Source organism: Catenulispora pinisilvae, from assembly GCF_015356865.1.
In the GTDB taxonomy this organism is placed as follows: domain Bacteria; phylum Actinomycetota; class Actinomycetes; order Streptomycetales; family Catenulisporaceae; genus Catenulispora; species Catenulispora pinisilvae.
In genome coordinates, this window is sequence record NZ_JAAFZA010000119.1 from 1 (window position 1) to 18928 (window position 18928).

At 69.4% G+C, this 18928-nt stretch carries 11 protein-coding genes and 1 pseudogene; 5 read left to right on the forward strand and 7 right to left on the reverse strand.

All coding sequences use genetic code 11. The features are described from left to right. A pseudogene (locus tag IZR01_RS51070) lies at nt 1-222 on the forward strand (hypothetical protein); the annotation flags it as partial. On the opposite strand, the gene IZR01_RS28355 reads toward IZR01_RS51070, so the two are convergent. Further along, nucleotides 176-985, reverse strand: coding sequence for an IS5 family transposase (locus tag IZR01_RS28355; RefSeq protein ID WP_194900012.1), 810 nt, complete (start codon nt 983-985; stop codon nt 176-178). The pseudogene IZR01_RS51070 and the gene IZR01_RS28355 overlap by 47 nt on opposite strands. A 1920-nt stretch (nt 986-2905) precedes the next feature. Between IZR01_RS28355 and IZR01_RS28360 the strand changes: the two genes are divergently transcribed. Continuing rightward, nucleotides 2906-4780: a hypothetical protein gene (locus tag IZR01_RS28360; RefSeq protein ID WP_194925623.1), complete on the forward strand. Its 1875-nt coding sequence runs from the start codon at nt 2906-2908 to the stop codon at nt 4778-4780. A gap of 134 nt (nt 4781-4914) precedes the next feature. On the opposite strand, the gene IZR01_RS28365 is transcribed toward IZR01_RS28360, so the two are convergent. From IZR01_RS28365 to IZR01_RS28390, 6 genes are all read right to left on the reverse strand, one after another. Further along, nucleotides 4915-6996, reverse strand: coding sequence for a hypothetical protein (locus IZR01_RS28365; protein WP_194925624.1), 2082 nt, complete (start codon nt 6994-6996; stop codon nt 4915-4917). Nucleotides 6997-7191: 195 nt separating this feature from the next. Beyond that, nucleotides 7192-8934, reverse strand: a complete 1743-nt coding sequence (locus IZR01_RS28370; protein WP_194925625.1) for a right-handed parallel beta-helix repeat-containing protein — start codon at nt 8932-8934, stop codon at nt 7192-7194. Next, on the reverse strand, nt 8918-10699 hold the full coding sequence (locus tag IZR01_RS28375; protein ID WP_228560384.1) for a polysaccharide lyase 8 family protein: 1782 nt from the start codon (nt 10697-10699) through the stop codon (nt 8918-8920). Before IZR01_RS28375 ends, IZR01_RS28370 begins: the two co-directional genes overlap by 17 nt. 27 nt (nt 10700-10726) lie before the next feature. Beyond that, the gene (locus tag IZR01_RS28380; RefSeq protein ID WP_194925627.1) at nt 10727-12418 is read right to left on the reverse strand and encodes a type 2 periplasmic-binding domain-containing protein; all 1692 of its coding nucleotides are present in this window, start codon (nt 12416-12418) and stop codon (nt 10727-10729) included. Between the two features lie 112 nt (nt 12419-12530). Beyond that, nucleotides 12531-13385 carry a carbohydrate ABC transporter permease gene (locus IZR01_RS28385; protein WP_194897381.1) on the reverse strand — a complete coding sequence of 285 codons (855 nt, stop codon included), beginning with the start codon at nt 13383-13385 and terminating at the stop codon, nt 12531-12533. Nucleotides 13386-13428: 43 nt separating this feature from the next. Further along, complete coding sequence (locus IZR01_RS28390; RefSeq protein WP_228560386.1) at nt 13429-14484, reverse strand: ABC transporter permease; 1056 nt, start codon at nt 14482-14484, stop codon at nt 13429-13431. A gap of 324 nt (nt 14485-14808) precedes the next feature. Between IZR01_RS28390 and IZR01_RS28395 the strand changes: the two genes are divergently transcribed. The 3 genes from IZR01_RS28395 to IZR01_RS28405 are packed head-to-tail and all read left to right on the forward strand — an operon-like array spanning nt 14809 to nt 18918. Next, nucleotides 14809-15810: a hydroxyacid dehydrogenase gene (locus IZR01_RS28395; protein WP_194925628.1), complete on the forward strand. Its 1002-nt coding sequence runs from the start codon at nt 14809-14811 to the stop codon at nt 15808-15810. 38 nt (nt 15811-15848) lie between these two features. Then, nucleotides 15849-16967: a LacI family DNA-binding transcriptional regulator gene (locus IZR01_RS28400; RefSeq protein ID WP_194897379.1), complete on the forward strand. Its 1119-nt coding sequence runs from the start codon at nt 15849-15851 to the stop codon at nt 16965-16967. Between the two features lie 31 nt (nt 16968-16998). Continuing rightward, nucleotides 16999-18918, forward strand: coding sequence for a DUF2264 domain-containing protein (locus IZR01_RS28405; protein ID WP_194925629.1), 1920 nt, complete (start codon nt 16999-17001; stop codon nt 18916-18918). The last annotated feature ends 10 nt before the right edge of the window (nt 18919-18928 follow it).

Consider the following 18928-nt stretch of genomic DNA (forward strand, 5'->3'; position numbering starts at 1 on the left):
GGGTTGGGTGGGGTGGATCTTCCGGTGAAGTACCGGCCGGTGTGGCAGGCGGTCTGCGATGCCGGTGTGCCGTTGCGGGCCGGGCAGGTGGCCGCAGCGCTGGGCTGGGGAACGGACCGGACCGCGGTGGAGGGGCTGCGTTACCGACTTAAGCGCCTGGTGGCCGCGGGTTGGCTCACCGAGTTGGCGTCGGGGGCGTTTGCGCCAGGCGGCGGGTCATGACCGGCAGCATCGCCCAGCGCACCATAGTCTCGTGGGTTTCCGGTCTGCGCTCGTAGTCCCGGGCCAGCCGGCGTCGGCGGGTGATCCAGGCCAGGGTGCGTTCCACCACCCACCGGCGGGGCAGGACCACCAGGCCCCGCGCGCCGGCCGGGCGTCTGACGATCTCCAACACCAGGTGCAGTGTCGTGGCCACGATCGCCACCAGCGCCCCGGCGTAGCCGCCATCGGCCCAGACCTTCGACACGGTCGGGCAGGCCTGGCACAACCCGGCCAGCAGCGGTACCGCCTCGTCGCGGTCCTGCGCTGAGGCGCCGGTGACCAGGACCGTCAGCAACAGCCCCAGGGTGTCTACGGCGATGTGCCGTTTGGTGCCGTTGACCTTTTTGCCGGCGTCGAACCCGCGATCGGCGGCGGCCACAGTCTCTGCGGCCTTCACCGACTGCGAATCGATCACCGCCCCGGTCGGTTCCGGGCCACGTCCGGCCCGGACCCGGCATGCCCGGCGCAGCCGGTCATGCAACACCGTGAGCAGCTGCTGGTCACGCCAGCGGCGAAAGAACCGGTAGACCGCATCCCAGGGCGGGAAATCGGCGGGCATCGCCCGCCACTTGATGCCGTTGTCCACCACATACAACATCGCATCGATCATGACCCGGTGGCAGTAGCCCTCCGGCCGGCCACCGCGCCCGCCCATCCAGGCCGGCACCGGGATCAACGGCAGCACCTGCGCCCACTGCGCATCGGTCAGATCGGTGGGATACACCGGCCTGCGCTGCGGCTGATCACCGGCGTTGCCGTATCGGTGGGCCAGACAATCGCACGAAACGCCGGGAAAGCCTTCACCGTTGCCCCGGCCGGGCACAGAAGCGTAGAACAAGGAGCAACAGGGCCTTCCCGCTCGAGGACTTCGACACCCATCGAGCTACACGGAAGGCCCTGTTCTCATGCACCGATCAACCACGAACCACCCCAAAGCATGGCCTGCCATCCACAACGTTCGGAAAGACAACAGGCTCCCAGATCAAGAGCCAGATCAAGATCAAGAGCTGTGATGAAGAGCCCGGCGCCTCCGGCGGGGGCTCTCGGCTCCCTCGGGGAACTGGCGCGGTTCCATAGGGTGGTCGGGTCAGGGCCCTGCGCTGGCGGTTTGTGAGGTGGTGCGGTCCGTTCCCCACGGTCGCGTCGTCAGCCCCAAGGGGTACAGCACCGGTGTCCGGGAGTAAAGTCCGCGCGCTTGCGGTCGGGGCTGTAAGCTGCGGTTTCTATAGCGCGAACTTGACTCCCGGCCACCGGCGCTGTAGGCGAAGCCCTGCCGACGCGACCGAGGGGAACGAACCGAAAACCGACCGGAAGAATAGCAATCGCAGGGCCCGTAGACACGGCTTAGCGATGCGGCTGCCGGTGAGGTGCTGGCGGCGGGCCGGTGGTCAGTTGGCCAAGAACATAGCCGGGTGCGGTATGCGGTAGCGGACCGGCTGCGCTCGCCGCAGCCAGTCCGCCGACTGCCGACTTCTTCTGGCAGACCTTGCTTATCCGCCAGCATCAGCCTTGGCGGCCGGGCCGGGCCGCACCCGCCAGCTCAGAGTGCGCAGCCTCGGGACTGCCGCGTTGCCAGCACCGGGACCGGCGGCCGAAGTCGCCGAGTCGCCGGTACCGCACCACTGGGCTTTGCACCTATCCGGTCGGTTTTCGGTTCGTTCCCCTCGGTCGCGTCGGTAGGGCTTCGCCTACAGCGCCGGTGGCCGGGAGTCAAGTTCGCGCTATACAAACCGCAGCTTGCAGCCCCGACCGCAACCGCGCGGACTTTACTCCCGGACACCGGTGCTGTACCCCTTGGGGCTGACGACGCGACCGTGGGGAACGAACCGCAACCACCTCACAAACCGCCGCCGCAGGGCCCTGACCCGACCACCCTATGGAACCGCGCCAGTTCCCCGAGGGAGCCAAGAGCCCCCGCCGGAGGCGCCGGCCCTTCACCATAGCTCTTGACCTTGATCTTGCAGTTGATCTTGCAGTTGATCTTGCCTGTGCAGTTGATCTTGCCGTTGCCCTTGTTCCGACTTGCCGGAGTGGAAGAGGCCTGAGATGCGGCGGGATCGTGAACGCGGAAACCGGCAGCCGACAAACACACCCACCGCCCCGAACCCCGAACCGGCACAACCATGACCGAAGGCCGTAAAAAGCACTTAAAACCCACACAAAAACCGCAGCCCGCCCCCCCAGACGACAACTCCGCGAACTGGCCCGACAAGACTCGAACCTGCGCTGCCCGCTCTACAGACAGAGCAACCTCTCCTGCGCACCCAGCGCCCCGAATCCGCAGCCCCGAATCCGCAGCCCCGAATCCGCAGCCCCGGCACCCGCTCAACGATAGCCAGGCGACTCGGCGCCAGCGCAGCGTCGTTCACCAGCCACCAGCCACCAGCCACCAGCCACTGGTGCGGGGCGCTGCGCGATTCGAACGCGCGGGGGGAATGTCGGGCTTGCACTCGCCCTCACCCCTCTAACCGTGGCCGCGTAGTGCTCCACGACCTCGGCTGCAATGGGCCGCTCTGCCAAACGCCCCGCGTGGCCGGGGCCAGCTTAGCGAGTCGGTTGTGCGGGCCGCCCGCTGATTATCGTTCCGCCGACCCCGCGCTCTCACGTATGGTGACAGCGGCCTTACATGGGACTCGGGGGAGCGATGAATCAGGACGCGTATGCACGCGCCGCGCGGCTGGTCTACCTGGCGCGCTATCCGTTCGACGGGGCCAAGGTCGCCCTCGTCCACGCACACCGGCGCGCCGTGGCGGCCGTCGTCGCGCATCCCGACGATGACGACGCCGCGGTTCGCCAGGCGCTGCGGTGGGTGCTGGACGGCTACGGCAGTTGGTCGTCGAGCCGGTTCCTGCGCGGACCGCGCTTGGTGCCCGTGGACGCGACCGCGGAGCAGCGCAAGGTGCTGGACCAGATGAAGGCGTACGACTACCGCGTGGCCGTCGCGGCGATCTACCACCTGCTGGAGGGCGCCGCGATAGAAGATCTCGGCGCTCTCGTCAGTCCAGAGCAGCCTGACCTCTACGCCGGGCGCGTGCGGGAGGCCGTTGCCGGGTTCTGTCGTGATCACGAGGCTGGGGAGATCAGGGAACTGCTCCTCGGCCGCGAGCTGGATCCGGTGGCCGTGCCGGTGTCGGCGCGGGCGGTCCTGAGGCGCCGTCGTCGCCGGACCCGGGTGGGTGGCGCGGTGACTGCCGTGATCGTCGCGGTGGCGGCGGCCGGGGTGTGGTGGTTCGGGATACGCACCCCTGCCCTGGGTTCCTATGCCAACGATCCGCGGGTCTGGAGCGCGTCGCAGATCGCCGACGGCGACTACGGCATCGATGCCTGGCCGGCCCGCGGCGAGTTGCTCGGCGACACCGCGCTTCTGCGCCGGGCCGCCGACGACTGGCGTGCGGACGGTCTGCCGTCCGGTACCCGGCCGCACGTGATCTTCGCCGGCCGGGTCCACGACGTCACCGTCGTCGCAATGGCCGTCGATCAGCTGCCCTCCGACGAATCCAGCTCACTCGCGGTCTATGCCGAGGGCCTGAGCGACAAGCAGCCGGACAATCCCTACTTCGGCAACACGCACATCATGGTGAACCCCCTCCGAGTGGAGGCCGCCGGACCGGGGGCGATCCGCCTGCTGGACCCCAGGCTTTTCCAGGCCGACCCGATCCTGTTACCGCCCGGGGCGTCCGATGTCGAGACCGGCCCGTTGGACACTCCCGCGACCGGGTGGCAGCCCGCCCATCCCGACGCCCGCGGTGTGCTTGAAGTTCCGCTGCCGCAGCTGACGTTGCAGCAGAGGGCGTCGGAACCTTCCGACTGGTCGCCGTCGGCAGGTATCCGGTTCAAGGAGTCGGACCACAGTGCCGTCGACATCCCGTCCGTGACGGTGCCGGAGACCTTGTACAGCTCCGCGCCGCTGCTTCCGGTGTTAGGCAGCGACTATATGGACGACCAGAACCTGAGCAATGCCGACTGGTGCGCGTTCCAGGAGCAGGCCGAGCTGAACCGCGACCTCAACGACATCGGGTACCTCAGCGAGTACTCGTCGGACATGGCCAGCGGCCCCCTGCCCGATGGCGGCGGGACCGGATACGTCATCAGTCGGGGAGGCGTCGGCCCGCAGTGGGGTCCCTTCTCGGACGCCGCATTGCTGGCCGAACCGGGGCCCTCGTGCGCCACGGCCACCTTGTGGCCCGGCCAGGACATGGCGAACTACGCCAGAAGCGAGGCGTCCAGCCCGACCCGCACTTTCGTCACGCCGGCGACCGCCGCGATGGTCTGGATCTCGCCGGCCAAGCGTCCGTACCTGGTCGTCGCCGCCAAGCCCGGTGTCGCCAAGCTGCGGGTGAGCGGGCCGGCGACGGCGTCCGCGGACGGGAGGTGGCTGGTCGCCCCGCTGCCGTACGTCACCCAGCAGGACGAGCCGGCGGAGCAGCCCCTGGTCGAGGCGTACGACGCGGCCGGACACCGGTGCGGCGACCCTGATCCGGCGAAGTCCGGTGCGCAGTACTGCTACTCATCACCGTGAGGCCTCGCGCCCCGCGAACGCACAGGCCCGGCGGCCCGTGACCCGCGCAGACCCGCGACCCGCGAACGCACAAGGCCGGCCGCCGCGCACCAAGCACGGCCGCCGGCCCCTCCCACACCAAAGCGCGAATCAGCTCACGAGATCTTCGTGATCGCCACCGCCTGCCCGGAGTCCCCGAACGTCTGCCCGGCCAGCTGCCAGCCGCCGTTCACGTACTCCAGCGCCAGCCCGCTGTTGCGGTTGACCAGCTTGTACTGCCCCACACCGGCCAGCGAGGTGTTCGTTGCGGCCGCGATGTCCGCCGCCGACGACGACGGGCTCAGCGTCTGCGGGGCGTCGTTGCCGATCGGCTGGAGGTACCACTGGTCGGCGCCGCCGGGGGAGCCGCTGCCGCCGTTGCCGCTGGGGTCGAAGTTCGCCTGCTGCGCGCCGGTCGCCACCGCCGAGCCGATCGCGCGGGTCTGCTCGACCGTGCTGCCGGTGGATTGCAGGTAGCCGCCGGTGCCGACGTTCACCAGCTTGTAGAAGCCGGTGCGGTAGCCGGTGGACCACTGGTCCATGACCGGGACCAGCCGCCACGCCGAGCCGCTGCCCGCGCTCAGCGTCGCGCCGCCGACCGAGAGGCCGTAGGACGCGGACGAGGCGAAGCTGATCGGGGCGCCGCCGGCGTCGACCGGTGTCGCCTGCGCCGAGTAGTGCGTCTGCCCGGAGGAGTGCGGCGCCATGCTGACGTCCCACATCCCGCCGGTCAGCGCGGACACCATCCGGTAGGAGCGGCTGCTCACGTTCTGGTTGGTCAGGCTCCCGTAGTCGATGCTCGTCAGGTACGAGTTCGACGCCCCCGACGGCTCGGTCCCGACGATCGACAAGCTGTCCGGATTCCCCAAGTCAGAGGTCTGGTACACGTTCGCGTCGTAGCCCACGCCCTGGTAGTCCAGCGAGAACGGGTTGAATGTGAACGCCGTCTCCTGCACCACGTTCGGCGTGATGTAGAGCCGGTTCGTCGCGGTGTCCAGGAACACCGCCCCGCCGAGCGTCGTGCTCTCGGTCGCGCCGGTGGCGTCCGTGACCGCGACGTTCACCTTCGAGCTCGCCGTGGAGACCGTCACCGAGCTGTTCAGCGCCGGATCCCGGTAGCTGACCGACGGCACCGTCGCGCCGGAGGCGTCGGTGATCACGCCGGTCGAGGTGTTCGCGGTGTATGCGTTCCCTGAGGCGTCGTCGAAGGTGAACGTGTTGCCGTGCTGGTTCGCGTAGTAGGCGCGGTAGTCCACCGGCGTCCCGTCCGCGCCGGTCCCGGCGAAGTCCACCTGGTCCGTCGCCGGGTCGTAGGACGGGTTCAGGTGCAGCGCACTGCCCGCCATGCCCTCATAGCCGCCGACGCCCGGCTGCGTCCAGGTCCCACCGTCCCATTTGTTCCAGGTCCCCGGCGCCATCTTCCCGCTGATCGGGGCGCGCGCCACCGCGGGCCAGTACGCGAACGTCGTGTAGTTCGGCTTGAACTTGATCTGGGTGTTGTAGACCACGTAGAAGTAGCCGGTCGAGTAGTCCACGAACAGCCGGCAGCCGGCCACGCCGTAGTCCCAGGTCTTGCCGGGCTGCGAGGAGGCGTCCTCGGAATCGTTGCCCAGATACGGCGAAGTGATGATCTCGCCGCCGTAGTTCCAGGTCTTCCCCTTGTCGCTGGAGGACGCGGTGAGGATCCGGTTGCCGTGGATCCCGGTGCCGATCCGCTGGTTCTGTGTCTGGCTGCTGCTGCCCCACGGGTTGAAGTCGTACTCGTCGTTCACGACCCCGTACCAGGTCCCGCTGCTCGGATCGACCCACGTGCCGACCACGTCGCAGTGGTCGTCCTCGTACGGCGAGGGCGCGGCGTTCTGCGCGGCCTTGTCGATCTGGTAGCACAGGGCGCCGGGCTTGTTCCAGTAGGTGTCGGCGGTGATCTCGGTGGTGCCGGAGCCGACCTGGTTGTTCAGCGCGCCGAGGTCGGTGTTGGTGAAGGTGTTGGTGTCCGAGCCGCTGTCCGTGCTCTCGTAGTCGGCGTAGGAGCTGAGCCAATGGAACTGGCCGTCGGCGTCGGTGAACGCCGAGCCCGCGATGTCGCCGGTCAGCCCGGAGTTCAGGGTGCCGGTGTGGTCCAGGGTGTAGGTCGGATACTGCTGGGTCGCCGCCTGCGCGGGGGTCGCGGCCAGCGCCGCGAATCCGAGCGTGGCCACGGTGAGCAGGGCGCTGATTCGTCTCGCCCGGCCTCGGTGTCTGTGGGAGCGGCTACGGGAGTGGGGATGGGAGTGGGGATGACGGTGCATGCCTCGCGTTCCTTTCCGTCGTAGTAAGCGCTTACTTGACAGTGGTGCGGGAGGAACTGTGGTGCCGTGTAGAACTGTGGTGCTGTGTGGAGACACCGGCCCACATCAGGGCCCGTGGTTGCCGAGCGCTTCCACCGGTGCGGGCCATGGCCCGGCCCCGGCCTGCTCGGCGACGCGGACGGCTTCCGGCGGCAACTCGGTCAGCCCTTCGGTGTTGTCCTCCATGACGCTTCCGGCGCCGGAGAACGCGGGGGTGATCGTGTTGTCCGTCCAATTGCCGGCCGCGCGGTTCTCGACCCCGTACTCGGCCCAGTTCGACACCCACTTGTACCCGACGCGCGTGACGACGTTGCCCGTGACGAGAATGTGCGAACTCTGCTCGTCCAGGTAGATCCCGTTGCCGTCGTTGGCGGTGGTGCCGTACTCGGACCGGTTGATGTAGTTGGCTTCGATGACGGTCCCGCGCTGCGGACCCTGCGTGTAGATCGCACCGCCGTCGTACTGGCGCTCGGCCACGCGCAGCACGTCGGTGATCCGGTTGCCGGTGATCCGGTTCCCGCCGAGCCACGGATCCTGGGCCTCGGGCTGGTTCCAGCCCCAGCCGATGCTGATCCCGGAGTACGGCAGGTGCTCCAGCGTGTTGCGCTCGATGGTCAGGTTCCGGGTGTATCCGGCCCAGATCGCCACCGAGTCCGTGAACTCCGCACCGGTGCCGTGGAAGGTGTTGAAGGACACTGAGTTGCCCTCGTCGGCGGCGTCGGCCCCCGGATGCGGATCGATGTCGCCGACATACAAACCACCGGAGGACACGTCGGCGAACGTCGAGGCCGTGACCGTACTGTCCTTCGTGCCGGCCTCAAGCACCGCACCGGCCCCGCCGAGGTGCACGAACTCGCAGCCGCTGACCGTGACTCGTCGGCCCCCGCGCACTGTCAGCGCCGCGACGGGCTTCGTGTAGTGAGACCCGGCCTCGCCCAGCGGACCTGACGCACCGGTCAGCGTGAGTCCCGCCTGCGCTCCGACATAGCCGTCTGACCGATGCCAGGCGGTGTGGGCGAACGCGAGGTCTTTGAGGACGAGGTCATGCGCGCCGTCCACCACAACCAACTGCTCGGCAACCGGGACGACGACTTCCGCGCTCTCCATATCCTCGCCGTCACGCGGCAGATAAGTGACGGTCCGCTCATCGGAGTCCCAGACGAAGTGCCCCGGTTCGGTCAGCAACTCCAGAGCGTTGGTCGCGAACATCGACCAGCTGTGAATCTCGGTCCCGACCGCCGTGTTGTCCCAGTGCGGGCCCACGCGTCCAGTCCCCGGCAGCGCGTTCGTCCAACAGGGTTCTGCGAAGCGAACCAGATCCTCCGAGATATCGGCGATCCGGCAGTGGTAGTCACGCCACCGCACCCGGAACACCAGCTCGACATCCGAGGGAAGCGCAAATGCCGCGACGCCCAGAGTGCCGGCCCCGGTCATCCCTTCCGCGCTGATCTTGCAGTCCTCGTGTGCCAACCAATCGCTGCGCGCCCACGGGGCTCGCAGCCCATTGACGTAAAGCTGGCGCGGCGTGGACACCGCGTCCGGAACCGTCGCGACCCACCGGCCACCTTCAGTCGGCCGCCAGCCGGTGACCACGGCGCCCCCGGAGAGCTCCACCCGGCCGCCCGGCTCGGCGGTCCACGTCACGGTGTGCCCGTTCCGCCCCGAGTCCAGCTTGGTGAAGACCAGGGGAGTAGTCCGCATATAGGTTTTAGCGCCCAGCCTTACCTCCAGGTCCTGCCCCTGCCCGGCCGCTAGCAGCCGCCGAACCTCACGCTGCGCGGTGTCCAGATCGTCAAAGCTGAGCAGCACGTTTCGCGGTCCCCTCTTCGCTGGCTCCCGGCAGGAGCACGTACATATATCCGGCCCGCCGCGGCGAGACACCGTGATCGAGCCACAACGTGTGATAGATCCGCCGGACCTCGACGTCGTCACCTTCGGTGGACACCCCGATGTCGATGGCGTGCCAGGTCCCGACCCGCTGCTCGCGCAGCGACACCAGATCGGCGCCGCCGGGGAACACGTAGCCGCCGACGCCTTCCAAGTACGCCCACTGCACACCGTGATACCGGCGCTCGACGCCCAACTCAGGATCCTGAGCCGCGCCGTCCACCACGAAACGCCGTCCGGCCTCCGCCCGCAGGTTCCGGTTCTCGACGATCGTCTCGATCCGGCGGCCGTCGGACGCGGAGATGTCGGTCCCGAGCGCCACCACGGCATCGTCCGTGAAGTGCCACTTCTTGCGGGCCCGAAGAGTGCTGCCCTCGCCGTACAGGTCGAGCTCGGCAGTACCGAACCCGCCCTCGACGGCAGCCCCGCCGGCGATCCGGTTCGGTGCCATGATCGCGCCGGTGCCCCGGCCCGCCCCGCGTCCGACGTCCTCGCGCCGCCGGGTGTCGACCGTCGTGCCGGGCAGCCGGTAGGGATCGACCGTCGGCCAGAACCCGTCCGTGTAGTGGTCGGGATCGTCGAGGTCGTAGATGTAGAGCATGCCGTCGCCGGTGTACCAGCCGTGCAGGTTCTCGCCGTTGCCGCACTCGTAGCGCGCGATGCGCTCCGAGGACAGCGACAGCGCGGCGGACCAGCGTGGCCGGTGATGCACCACCCGGTCCATCGAGCCGAACACGTGGAAGCCGTCCGGTCGCTCCAAGGTCTTCCATCGGGCGGCATACGAAGCAGGGGCACTGCGGGCCAGCAGCTCGATCGCGTCGAGCGTCGCGGCGCCGATGTCCAGATCGCGTGAGTGCTGGCGCGCGACGGCCCGGCCCCGGACCGTGTCCATCATCCGGCCCTCGAACAGGAACGGCAGGAACGAACGCTCGACCGCGTCGAAGACCACCGATACGCCGGGATCGGTGACCTCCCACGGCGAACCGTGCAGCAGCGCCAGGATCTCCGCGACCGACGTGAGCAGCACGACGCCGTACGAGCCGGTGTAGGCCACAGTGTCGTGCTGGATGAAGGAGCCGTCCTCGTAGAAACCGTCGCCGGACGTCACGTACTGGAACAGGCTGGACAGCGCGTCCCGGGCCCGCGCCACCCGATCGCCGTCCCCGGCGAGCAGCCCGGTCAACGCGACGATCAGGGCTTTGTCGGCCCGGTTCGCCCCGGTCTCGGTCACTGGTGAAGACCGTGACCAGGCACCGGTCTTGGTCCGATGGTCGGCGTCCGGGCAGAACCGCCGCACTGCCGCGAGATACCGCCTCAGATCGGCATCGGGGAGGTGCGCACGAAGCAGGACACAGATATCCAGCAGGATGCGCGGCGTCCCGATCTCCCAGTGCCACCAGTTCCCGGTCTCCTCCGCATCGGGGCGGTAGGCGTTCTCATGCAGGAAGCGTAGGGCGTCTACGACGGTGTCGGCCGAACCGTCACCGGCCAGCGCCAAGGTCCGCAGCTGGGCGTAGCTCAAGGTCGTGTGGCCCTCGTCGGACACATCGAGGCTCGGCCGGGTCGCGGCGGCCTCGGTGGATTCGGTGGTTTCGGCGGCCTCAGTGGCAAGGGCTGCGGTCCCGTGGCGCCGGCGGAGCAGGTGCTCGTAGCGCACCAGCAGCTCCTCGAAAATCGCTTCCCGCATGAGCGGCTTCATGAACGGCCGTCCTCCTCAGCTCTTCGGCGCGTTCGCGTACGCCTGCTCGAACTCCGACCGCATCTGGTCGCCGCCGTTGCTGCGCCAGGTCTTCACCGCGGAGTCGAACGAGCTCATGCTCGACTGCCCGCCGATCACCTGCGTGACGGTGTCGGTGACCGCCTTGTACAGCGAGACGCCCTGCTTGCCGAAGGTCGGCGAGTACAGCGTCGCGGTCGGGTCCGGCAGCGCCATCGGCACCAGCTCGCTGTAGGCCTGGTGCACCGCATCGGTCAGGGCGTTGACACCCGGGTTGTAGGTGACCAGCTGCGGCGCGGCGACGTACTTCCAGGTGACGTTCGAGTCGTTCTTGCCCTGGTCGGTCTGCACCGGGTTGTGGTTGGCGTCCAGCGTGTAGTCCGCGCCTTCGACGCCGTAGGTCTTCAGCAGGTACTCCTCGGTGCCGAACGGTGCGGCCAGGAAGTCGGCGATCTTCAGCACCTCGGCCAGCTTCGCCGGGTCCGCCTTCTTCAGCATGGTGCCGGCGAAGACCACGTTGTCCTGGTAGGCGACACCGGCCCCGCCGTTGGCGCCGAACGGGACGAACGGCATCAGCTTGGCGTTCGGGTCGATCTTCTGCGCGGTGGCCCAGACGCTGGTGGACAGCGCCGGCAGGCCGTCGTAGATGAGCGCGGCCTTGCCGGACTGGAACGCGTCCTCCATCTTGGCCTTGGTCCAGCCCTGCGAGCCCGGGTAGTAGCAACCGGCCTTGGCCACCTTGACCATGAACTCCAGCGCCGCCTTGAACTCGTCGGTCTCGATGTCGGCGGTCATCTTGCCGGCGCCGTCCACCCGCCACTTGTTCGGGACGCCGAAGATCTGCTCGAAGATCGCCAGGCTGTAGTAGTTGCTGTTGGAGTTAGTGGCCAGCGCGTAGCGGTCCTTGCCCGGGTTCGTCAGCTCCTTGAGAAGGGTGAAGAAGTCGTCCGAGTTCTTGATCTCCTTGTAGCTGTTCACGCCCGCCGCGGCGAACAGATCCTGCCGGTACAGCCCGGCCCCGGCGCTGATGCCGCGCGGGATCGGCAGGAAGTACAGCCGGCCGGCGACCGTGCACTGGTCCCAAAACACCTTCGGGATGGCCGCCAGGTGCGGGTAGTCCTTGATCTTGTCGCCGCCGATCAGCCCGGTGAGGTCGGCGATCTGCGAGTCCAGGAACTCCGGCAGGTTGCTGATGGTCGGCACGCCGCCGAGGCCGTCGTACTGGATCAGGTCCGGCAGCCCGCCGCCGGCGATCAGCGTGGAGAGCTTGGTGTCGAAGTCGTCGCCGACCACCATCGTGATGTCCACGCTCGCGCCGAGCTTCTTCTCCACGGCCTGCCACGCCGGGTTCGAGCCCCGGCTCGGCGGCGGCGCGGTGAACAGCGGCGTCATCGCCGAGAACTTGCCGCCGGACAGCGGCGGGCTGGCGAACGCGGCGGTCGGAGACGCCGGGTAGTTGTAGAACCCGGCCGGGACCCCGGCGTCGGTGCCCGGCAGGTCCGGCGTCGGGCCGTTGCTCAGCGGCACGTAGGTCGGCAGCTGGACCTGCGCGGCGCTGCCGGCCTTGTTCACGGCCGCCGCCTTGCCGCTGCCGCACGCGGACAGGGTGGAGCCGCCGGTGGCCAGCGCCGCCGCGGCGCCCACGCCGCGCAGGAATCCGCGGCGCCCGAGGCTGTGGGGTGTGTGCATGCTTCTCCTTGCGTTGGGTGCGGTGCCTGATGTGGTGCGGTGCCTGATGTGATGCGGATGCGGAGTCGGGCTTGGAGCGGGCGAGGATCGGTGGCCCGGCCCGCGTGTGCTCTCAGCCCTTGACGGCGCCGGTGAGCACGCCCTTGGTGAAGTAGCGCTGCAAGAACGGGTAGATGGCGGCGATCGGCACGACGCTCACCACGACGACCGCCATCTGCACCGCCTGTTGCGGCACGACCCCCTCGTTGGCCGCGCTGGTGGCCTCGCCGCCGATCACCAGGCCGCGCAGCACCAGGGCCAGCGGCCACTTGCTGGTGTCGTTCAGGTAAAGCAGGGCATTGAAGAAGGCGTTCCAGTACGACACCGCGTAGAACAGCGCCACCACCGCGAGTACCGCCTTGGACAGCGGCAGCACCACGCGGGTGAGGATCCGCCAGTCGCCCAGGCCGTCGATCCGGGCCGCGTCCAGCAACTCGGCGGGCAGGCCCATGAAGAACGAGCGCAGCACCACCAGGTTGAACGCGCTGACCAGACTGGGCACCACGAGCGAGGCCAGGGTGTTGTACATCCCCAGCTTCTGCACGGTCAGGAACATCGGGATGACGCCCGGCGTGAACAGCATCGTGAACAGCGCGGTGGCCAGGAAGAACCGGCCGCCGACCACCCCGGAGCGGGACAGGCCGTAGGCCATCCCGATCGTGGCGGCCATGCTCAGCGCCGTCCCGACCGCCGTCACCAGGAAGCTGATCCACAGCGCCTGGGAGACGATGCCGCCGCTGAAGACGTAGCGGTAGGCGTCGAACGTCGGGTGCGAGGGCCAGATCACCAGGCCGCCGGAGGCCGCGATGTCAGACTCCGAAGACAGGCTGGTCGCCACCACCGCCAGGAACGGGTAGATCACCACGACGGAGATCAGCGAGATCGCCAGGATCTTCCCGGCGCGGCCGAGCCGGCTGGGACGTTCCATCCACGGCGGCCGGCCGGTGCGTCGTGCGGGCCGGATGTCCACGTCAACGGTCGCCACGGCTGTAGATCCCTTCCTGTCCGAAGCGGTGCGCGACCTTGTTGGCGCCGAGCACCAGCACCAGGCCCACGACGGCCTTGATCAAGCCGGCCGCCGCGGCGGTGCCCCACTGCTGGGTGGCCACGCCGTGGTAGTACACGTAGGTGTCGAGGACCTCGCCGGCCTTGGCGCCGACGGTGTCGCGTTGCAACAGGATCTGCTCGAAGCCGACCGACAGGATCGTGCCCAGACGCAGGATCAGCAGCAGGATGACGACCGGCATGATCCCCGGCATCGTGACGCTGCGGAACCGTCGCCAGCGGCCCGCGCCGTCCACGGCCGCCGCCTCGTACAACCCCTGGTCGATACTCAGCAAAGCGGCCAGGAAGATGATCGTGCCCCAGCCGCAGTCCTTCCAGATCGCCTGGATCGCCACCAGCCAGGGGAAGAATCCGGGGTTCGACATGAAGTCGAACCGCGGCAGACCGACCGCCGACATCATGTGCTGCATCGCGCCGGTCGGGCCCAGCACCTCCTGGAAGATCGAGACGATCGCCACCCAGCCGATGAAGTGCGGCAGGTAGACCACGCTCTGCACGAACTTGCGGATCCGGCCCGAGGCCACCGAGTTCAGCAGCAGGGCCAGGCCGATCGGCGCCGGGAAGAACAGGACGAGCTGGATCAGGCTGATCACGAAGGTGTTGGTCAGCGCGGTCCAGAACGCGTTGTCGGCGAACAGGTCCGTGAAGTTCTGCATGCCCACCCACGTGCTGTGGATGAAGCCGGTGTACGGCTGGTAGTCCTCGAACGCCGAGAGGTACCCGAACAGCGGCGCGTAGCTGAACACCGCGAAGTACAGGAAGCCCGGCAGCATCAGGGCGAGCAGCACCTTGTCGCGCTTGATCCGCTGCCACAGGGTCAGCGAGGAGCCCGCGGCGGTGCGCCGGCTGCGCTTGCCGCGACTGCGGACGCGGACCCGGCCGCGGACACGGCGATCGGTGGCCGCGGCCTGCTCGGGCGCGGATCTGGGGACCGGGCGGTCCGCGGCGCGTATATCAGTCAACGTGCTCTCCCCTGGCATCGGTCGGGGTCCTCGGTGGCGCTCACGATGTGACAAGGCCTCGGCAAGCCGTTCTGGCCGGTAATCGCTTACTGATGTGATGAGCTGCACAGGAGTATTCGGTGGCTCTGCTTTTCTGTCAACCCCCAGCATCCAAACCGTTTTCTCGCAGTTCCCGGCCGTGTGGTCTTGCGCTGGGGATGTAGTAAGCGTGTACCATCCGAGCGACATACAGCGGAGGGGGAGATCATCCTGACCACGTCCCACACGGCCGCGTCCGTCCCGGCCCCGGCCCCGGCCGCCGCGCCGGACCGGCCGACCCTGTTGATGGCCGTGACCGCCGACGAGGCCGCCCTGGTCTTGGACGCCGAGAGCCACCGGCGGCTGGCCGCGACCGCGAGCCTGCTCGGTGGCGGCGACGTCCCGGCTCTGGCCCAACCGGCGTTCGCCGCCGCGCTGGCCCGCGCCGAGGTGCTGCTGACCTCCTGGTCCTCGCCGCGCGTCGACGCCGACCTGCTGGCCGCCGCGCCCCGGCTGCGCCTGGTGGTGCACGCCGCCGGCACCGTCAAGTTCCTGATGACCCCGGAGGCCTTCGCGCGCGGCGTGCGGGTCTGCTCGGCGGCCGAGGCGAACGCGGTCCCGGTCGCCGAATACACGCTGGCCGCGGTGATCCTGGGCGCCAAGCGCGCCTTCACCGCCGCCGCCCGCTACCGCCTGGGCCAGCGCTCGGCCGACGGCACCCACCGCAACCTGGACGGCATCAGCCCGATCGGCACCCATCGGATGACCGTCGGCGTGGTCGGCGCCTCCCGGATCGGCCGCCGCGTGGTGCATCTGCTGCGCGACGTGCTGGACGCCGACGTCCTGGTCTACGACCCCTACGGCGCCGACGACCTGACCGAGGACCCCCGGGTCCGGCTGACCACCCTGCCCGAGCTGCTCGCCGCCTCCGAAGTCGTCAGCCTGCACGCCCCGCTGACCCCGGTCAGCCGCGGCATGCTCGACGCCGGCGGGCTGGCCCTGATGCGCGACGGCGCCGTCCTGGTGAACACCGCCCGCGGCGCGCTCGTCGACCAGCCGGCGCTCATCGCCGAACTGGTCTCCGGCCGCATCGACGCGGTGCTGGACGTCACCGACGCCGAACCGCTGCCCCCGGACTCCGTGCTGTTCAGGCTGCCGAACGTCTTCCTCACCCCGCACATCGCCGGCGCGCTGGGCGGGGAGGTGCTGCGGCTCGGCCGACTGGCCGTGGAGGAAGTGGAACGGTACGTAGCCGGTCTGCCACTACGGTATGAGGTGCTTCCCGACCAGCTGGACCGGTTGGCGTGAAGCCACAGCCGAATAGCCGGACGAAAGGAGCGGTCAGGGTGCCGACGCCGCAGGGCAAGCCGGCGCGGGCGTCTCGGGCGCCCCGCACACCGAGGGACGGCGCCGGACCCAAGCGGGCCACCGTCCAGGAGGTCGCCGAGACCGCGGGCGTGTCCACGGCCACGGTGTCCCGGGTCCTCAACGGCAACTACCCGGTCGCCGCCGACACCCGGCGCCGGGTGGAACAAGCCGTGCGCACCCTGGGCTACGTGGTCAACGCCCAGGCCCGCGCGCTGGCCGGCTCCCGGACCCGCACGGTCGGGATCATCGTCGAGGACATCGTCGACCCCTTCTTCGGCTTCATCGCCCGCGGCGTGCAGCGCCAGGCCGCCGAGGACGGCAAGCTCTGCCTGGTGTGCAGCACCTACGGCGTGGCCGGCGGCGAGCTGGACCTGATCGACAGCCTGCGCGAACAACGCGCCGACGCGGTGATCGTGGTCGGCGGCGGCGTCGAGGACGCGGCCTACCGCCGCAAGCTCGCCGACCGGGCCCACGCCCTGAACCAGGACGGCTCCTGGCTGGTGCTGTGCGGCCGGCCCCCGCTGGCCGCCGATGTCCCGGCCGGCGTCGTGGACTACGACAACACCGGCGGCGCGCACGCGATCACCGACTACCTGCTGGGCCAGGGCCACCGCCGCATCCTCTACATCGGCGGCCTGGACCAGATGTCCGTACACCGGGCCCGCGTCGCCGGCTTCCGCCGCGCCTACGCCAGCCGCGGCCTGGAAGTCGACGAACGCCTGATCCAGCCCGGCCCCTTCAGCCGCCGCCTCGGCTACGAGCGCACCGCGCAGCTGCTGCGCGACGGCTCGGCCGGGGAGTTCACCGCGGTCTTCGGCGCCAACGACGGCGTCGCGGTCGGCGCCATGCAGGCCCTGCGCGAGGCCGGACTGCGGATCCCGCAGGACGTCTCGGTGGTCGGCTACGACGACATCCCCCTGGCCGCCGAGGTCACCCCGGCCCTGACCACCGTGCACCTGCCGCTGGAGCAGATGGGACGCGAGGCGGTGCGCCTCGCCGTCGCGCTGCGCGGGGAGTCCGACGGCCCGACCGACACCCGGCACGTGGGGACCCATGTGGTGATCCGCGAATCGACGGCTCCCGCGCCGGTTTCTTGACCGAAAGGCTTGATCCTTGTTTGCACGCGCCTTGTCCACCCGTGCCGAATGGGAATCCGAGGCGGACCGCTGGCTGCTGACCGCTCGCAAGCACGCGGTGCCCGGCGGCGCGTTGATCTGTCCTCCGGGGCCGCCTTCGCAGAGCGGGCCGGTCAGCGATGGGATCGAGGGGTTCGCTCGGAGCTTTCTGATCGCGGGGGCCCGGCTTGGCGGGGGCGCGGGCGACCCCCACGATCACGCCTCGTTCCATATCGAGGGCTTGACCGCCGCGATGGATCCGGCCGGTCCCGGCTTCTGGCCGCGCGCCGCCGGGTTCCAGGACTGGCCGCACGCGGGGATCACGCAGCCCGCGGTGGAAGCGGCGAACCTCGCCTTCGGCCTGGCGCTGTGCCGCGAGCAGGTCTGGGATCAGCTTCCTGATCCGGTCCGCGAGCGCCTGGCCGAGTGGCTGGCACACCACGCGCGGCTCCGGGTGTGGCAGCACAACAACTGGCTGCTGTTCCCCGCGATGATCGAGGCGTTCCTGGCGTCGGTCGGGATGCCGGTCGACGGCGGCCACGGCGCGGAGAACGTCGAGCGCGTCGAATCCTGGTACCTCGGCGACGGTTGGTACAACGACGGCCCGCCGGCCGCACCGGGCCGGAACCTCGACCACTACAACTCATGGGTCTTCCAACCCTTCCTGTGGCAGTGGTACCGCCTACGCGGCGACGCCGAGCCGCAGTGGCGCGTGGAGCGCTTCCGGGCGCGGTTGGCGGAGTTCGCAGCGTCGTACGCGCTGACGTTCGGCGACGATGGCGCTCCGCTGCACATGGGGCGCTCGCTGGCGTACCGGCACGCTGTGTTGGGCGGTTTGTGGACCGCCGCGCTGGCCGGCGTGGACACGCCGAGCCCTGCTGTCGTGCGGGGGATCGCGCGACGGACGTTGGACTACTTCCGGCGGCTCGGTGTGGACGGTTCCGAGCCGCCGAGCCTCGGCTGGGGTGCGCGGGAGTTCCTGCCGGTGGTTCAGGAGTACAGCGGGCCGGGTTCTGCTTACTTCGCCGGGATGGGCTTCCTCGGGCTGGCTGCTCCGGCTTCGCATCCCTTGTGGGCCCCCGACTCCGACGACGCTCCATCCCAGCCTGCTGATTCACTCTCGGCTTCACCCTCGGCTTCACCCTCGGTCACGATCCTCCCCGCCCTCGGCTGGGCCGTGCAGCACGGCCGCGACGACGGGATCGTCCGCGTCGTCAACCACGGAAGCGATCACGCCAACCACGCCGACGATCCCGGCGACCCGCACTACGCGAAGTTCGCCTACTCGACGCGCACCGCTCCCGGCACGGGGATCGCGTGGTCCGACCGCGCCTGGGCCACCGGCATCGACGGACACGCGGCGCTCGTCGACGAGTGGGGCCGGGCCACGCGGCGTGGGCGGATCATTGGGAGCGCGGCGGGGGAGGGGTACGTCGCCTCGTGGCACGTGCCGCGGCTCGGGGCTTCGGGGCGGGAGCTGCCCGGGGCGCGGATCGTGACGGCTTCGCTGGTGACCGGCGGGTATGAGGTGCGGTGTCATCTCGTGACGGCGCCGGATGGCTGGTCGTTGCGGGAGGGCGCGCATGCGGTCGCCTCGGACGACGAGATCTCGTCCGGGCATGAAGCGGCCGTGGCTTGGGCCGTCGGTGCCGGCGTCCGGTCGCTGGTGATTGGGCTATTCGGGTACGAGTCCGGATCTGTTGCGCGTTATGAGGATGGGAACGCGTTCGGCGAGTACAGCGCTGTCCCATACCTGTCCGCCCGGCTTTCGGCGACCGAGTCCGTGCACGTCGCGCTGCATATATTGGATACCGGAACCGATGCCGGGCTGGCTAACGTGGTCGATGTCGAGGTGTCCGGAACCCGGGTGACAGCGCGTCGGGTCGGCGGGCACACCGTCACCGTCGATCTCGCCGACCTCTTTGGCGCCTAGCTCACGCCTA

Excerpts from the sequence above, each read along its gene's own strand:
- IZR01_RS28360 (WP_194925623.1), top strand. The coding sequence starts at position 2,906 with ATGAATCAGGACGCGTATGCACGCGCCGCGCGGCTGGTCTACCTGGCG.
- IZR01_RS28375 (WP_228560384.1), bottom strand. The coding sequence starts at position 10,699 with ATGCGGGAAGCGATTTTCGAGGAGCTGCTGGTGCGCTACGAGCACCTG.
- IZR01_RS28380 (WP_194925627.1), bottom strand. The coding sequence starts at position 12,418 with ATGCACACACCCCACAGCCTCGGGCGCCGCGGATTCCTGCGCGGCGTG.
- IZR01_RS28385 (WP_194897381.1), bottom strand. The coding sequence starts at position 13,385 with ATGGAACGTCCCAGCCGGCTCGGCCGCGCCGGGAAGATCCTGGCGATC.
- IZR01_RS28395 (WP_194925628.1), top strand. The coding sequence starts at position 14,809 with ATGGCCGTGACCGCCGACGAGGCCGCCCTGGTCTTGGACGCCGAGAGC.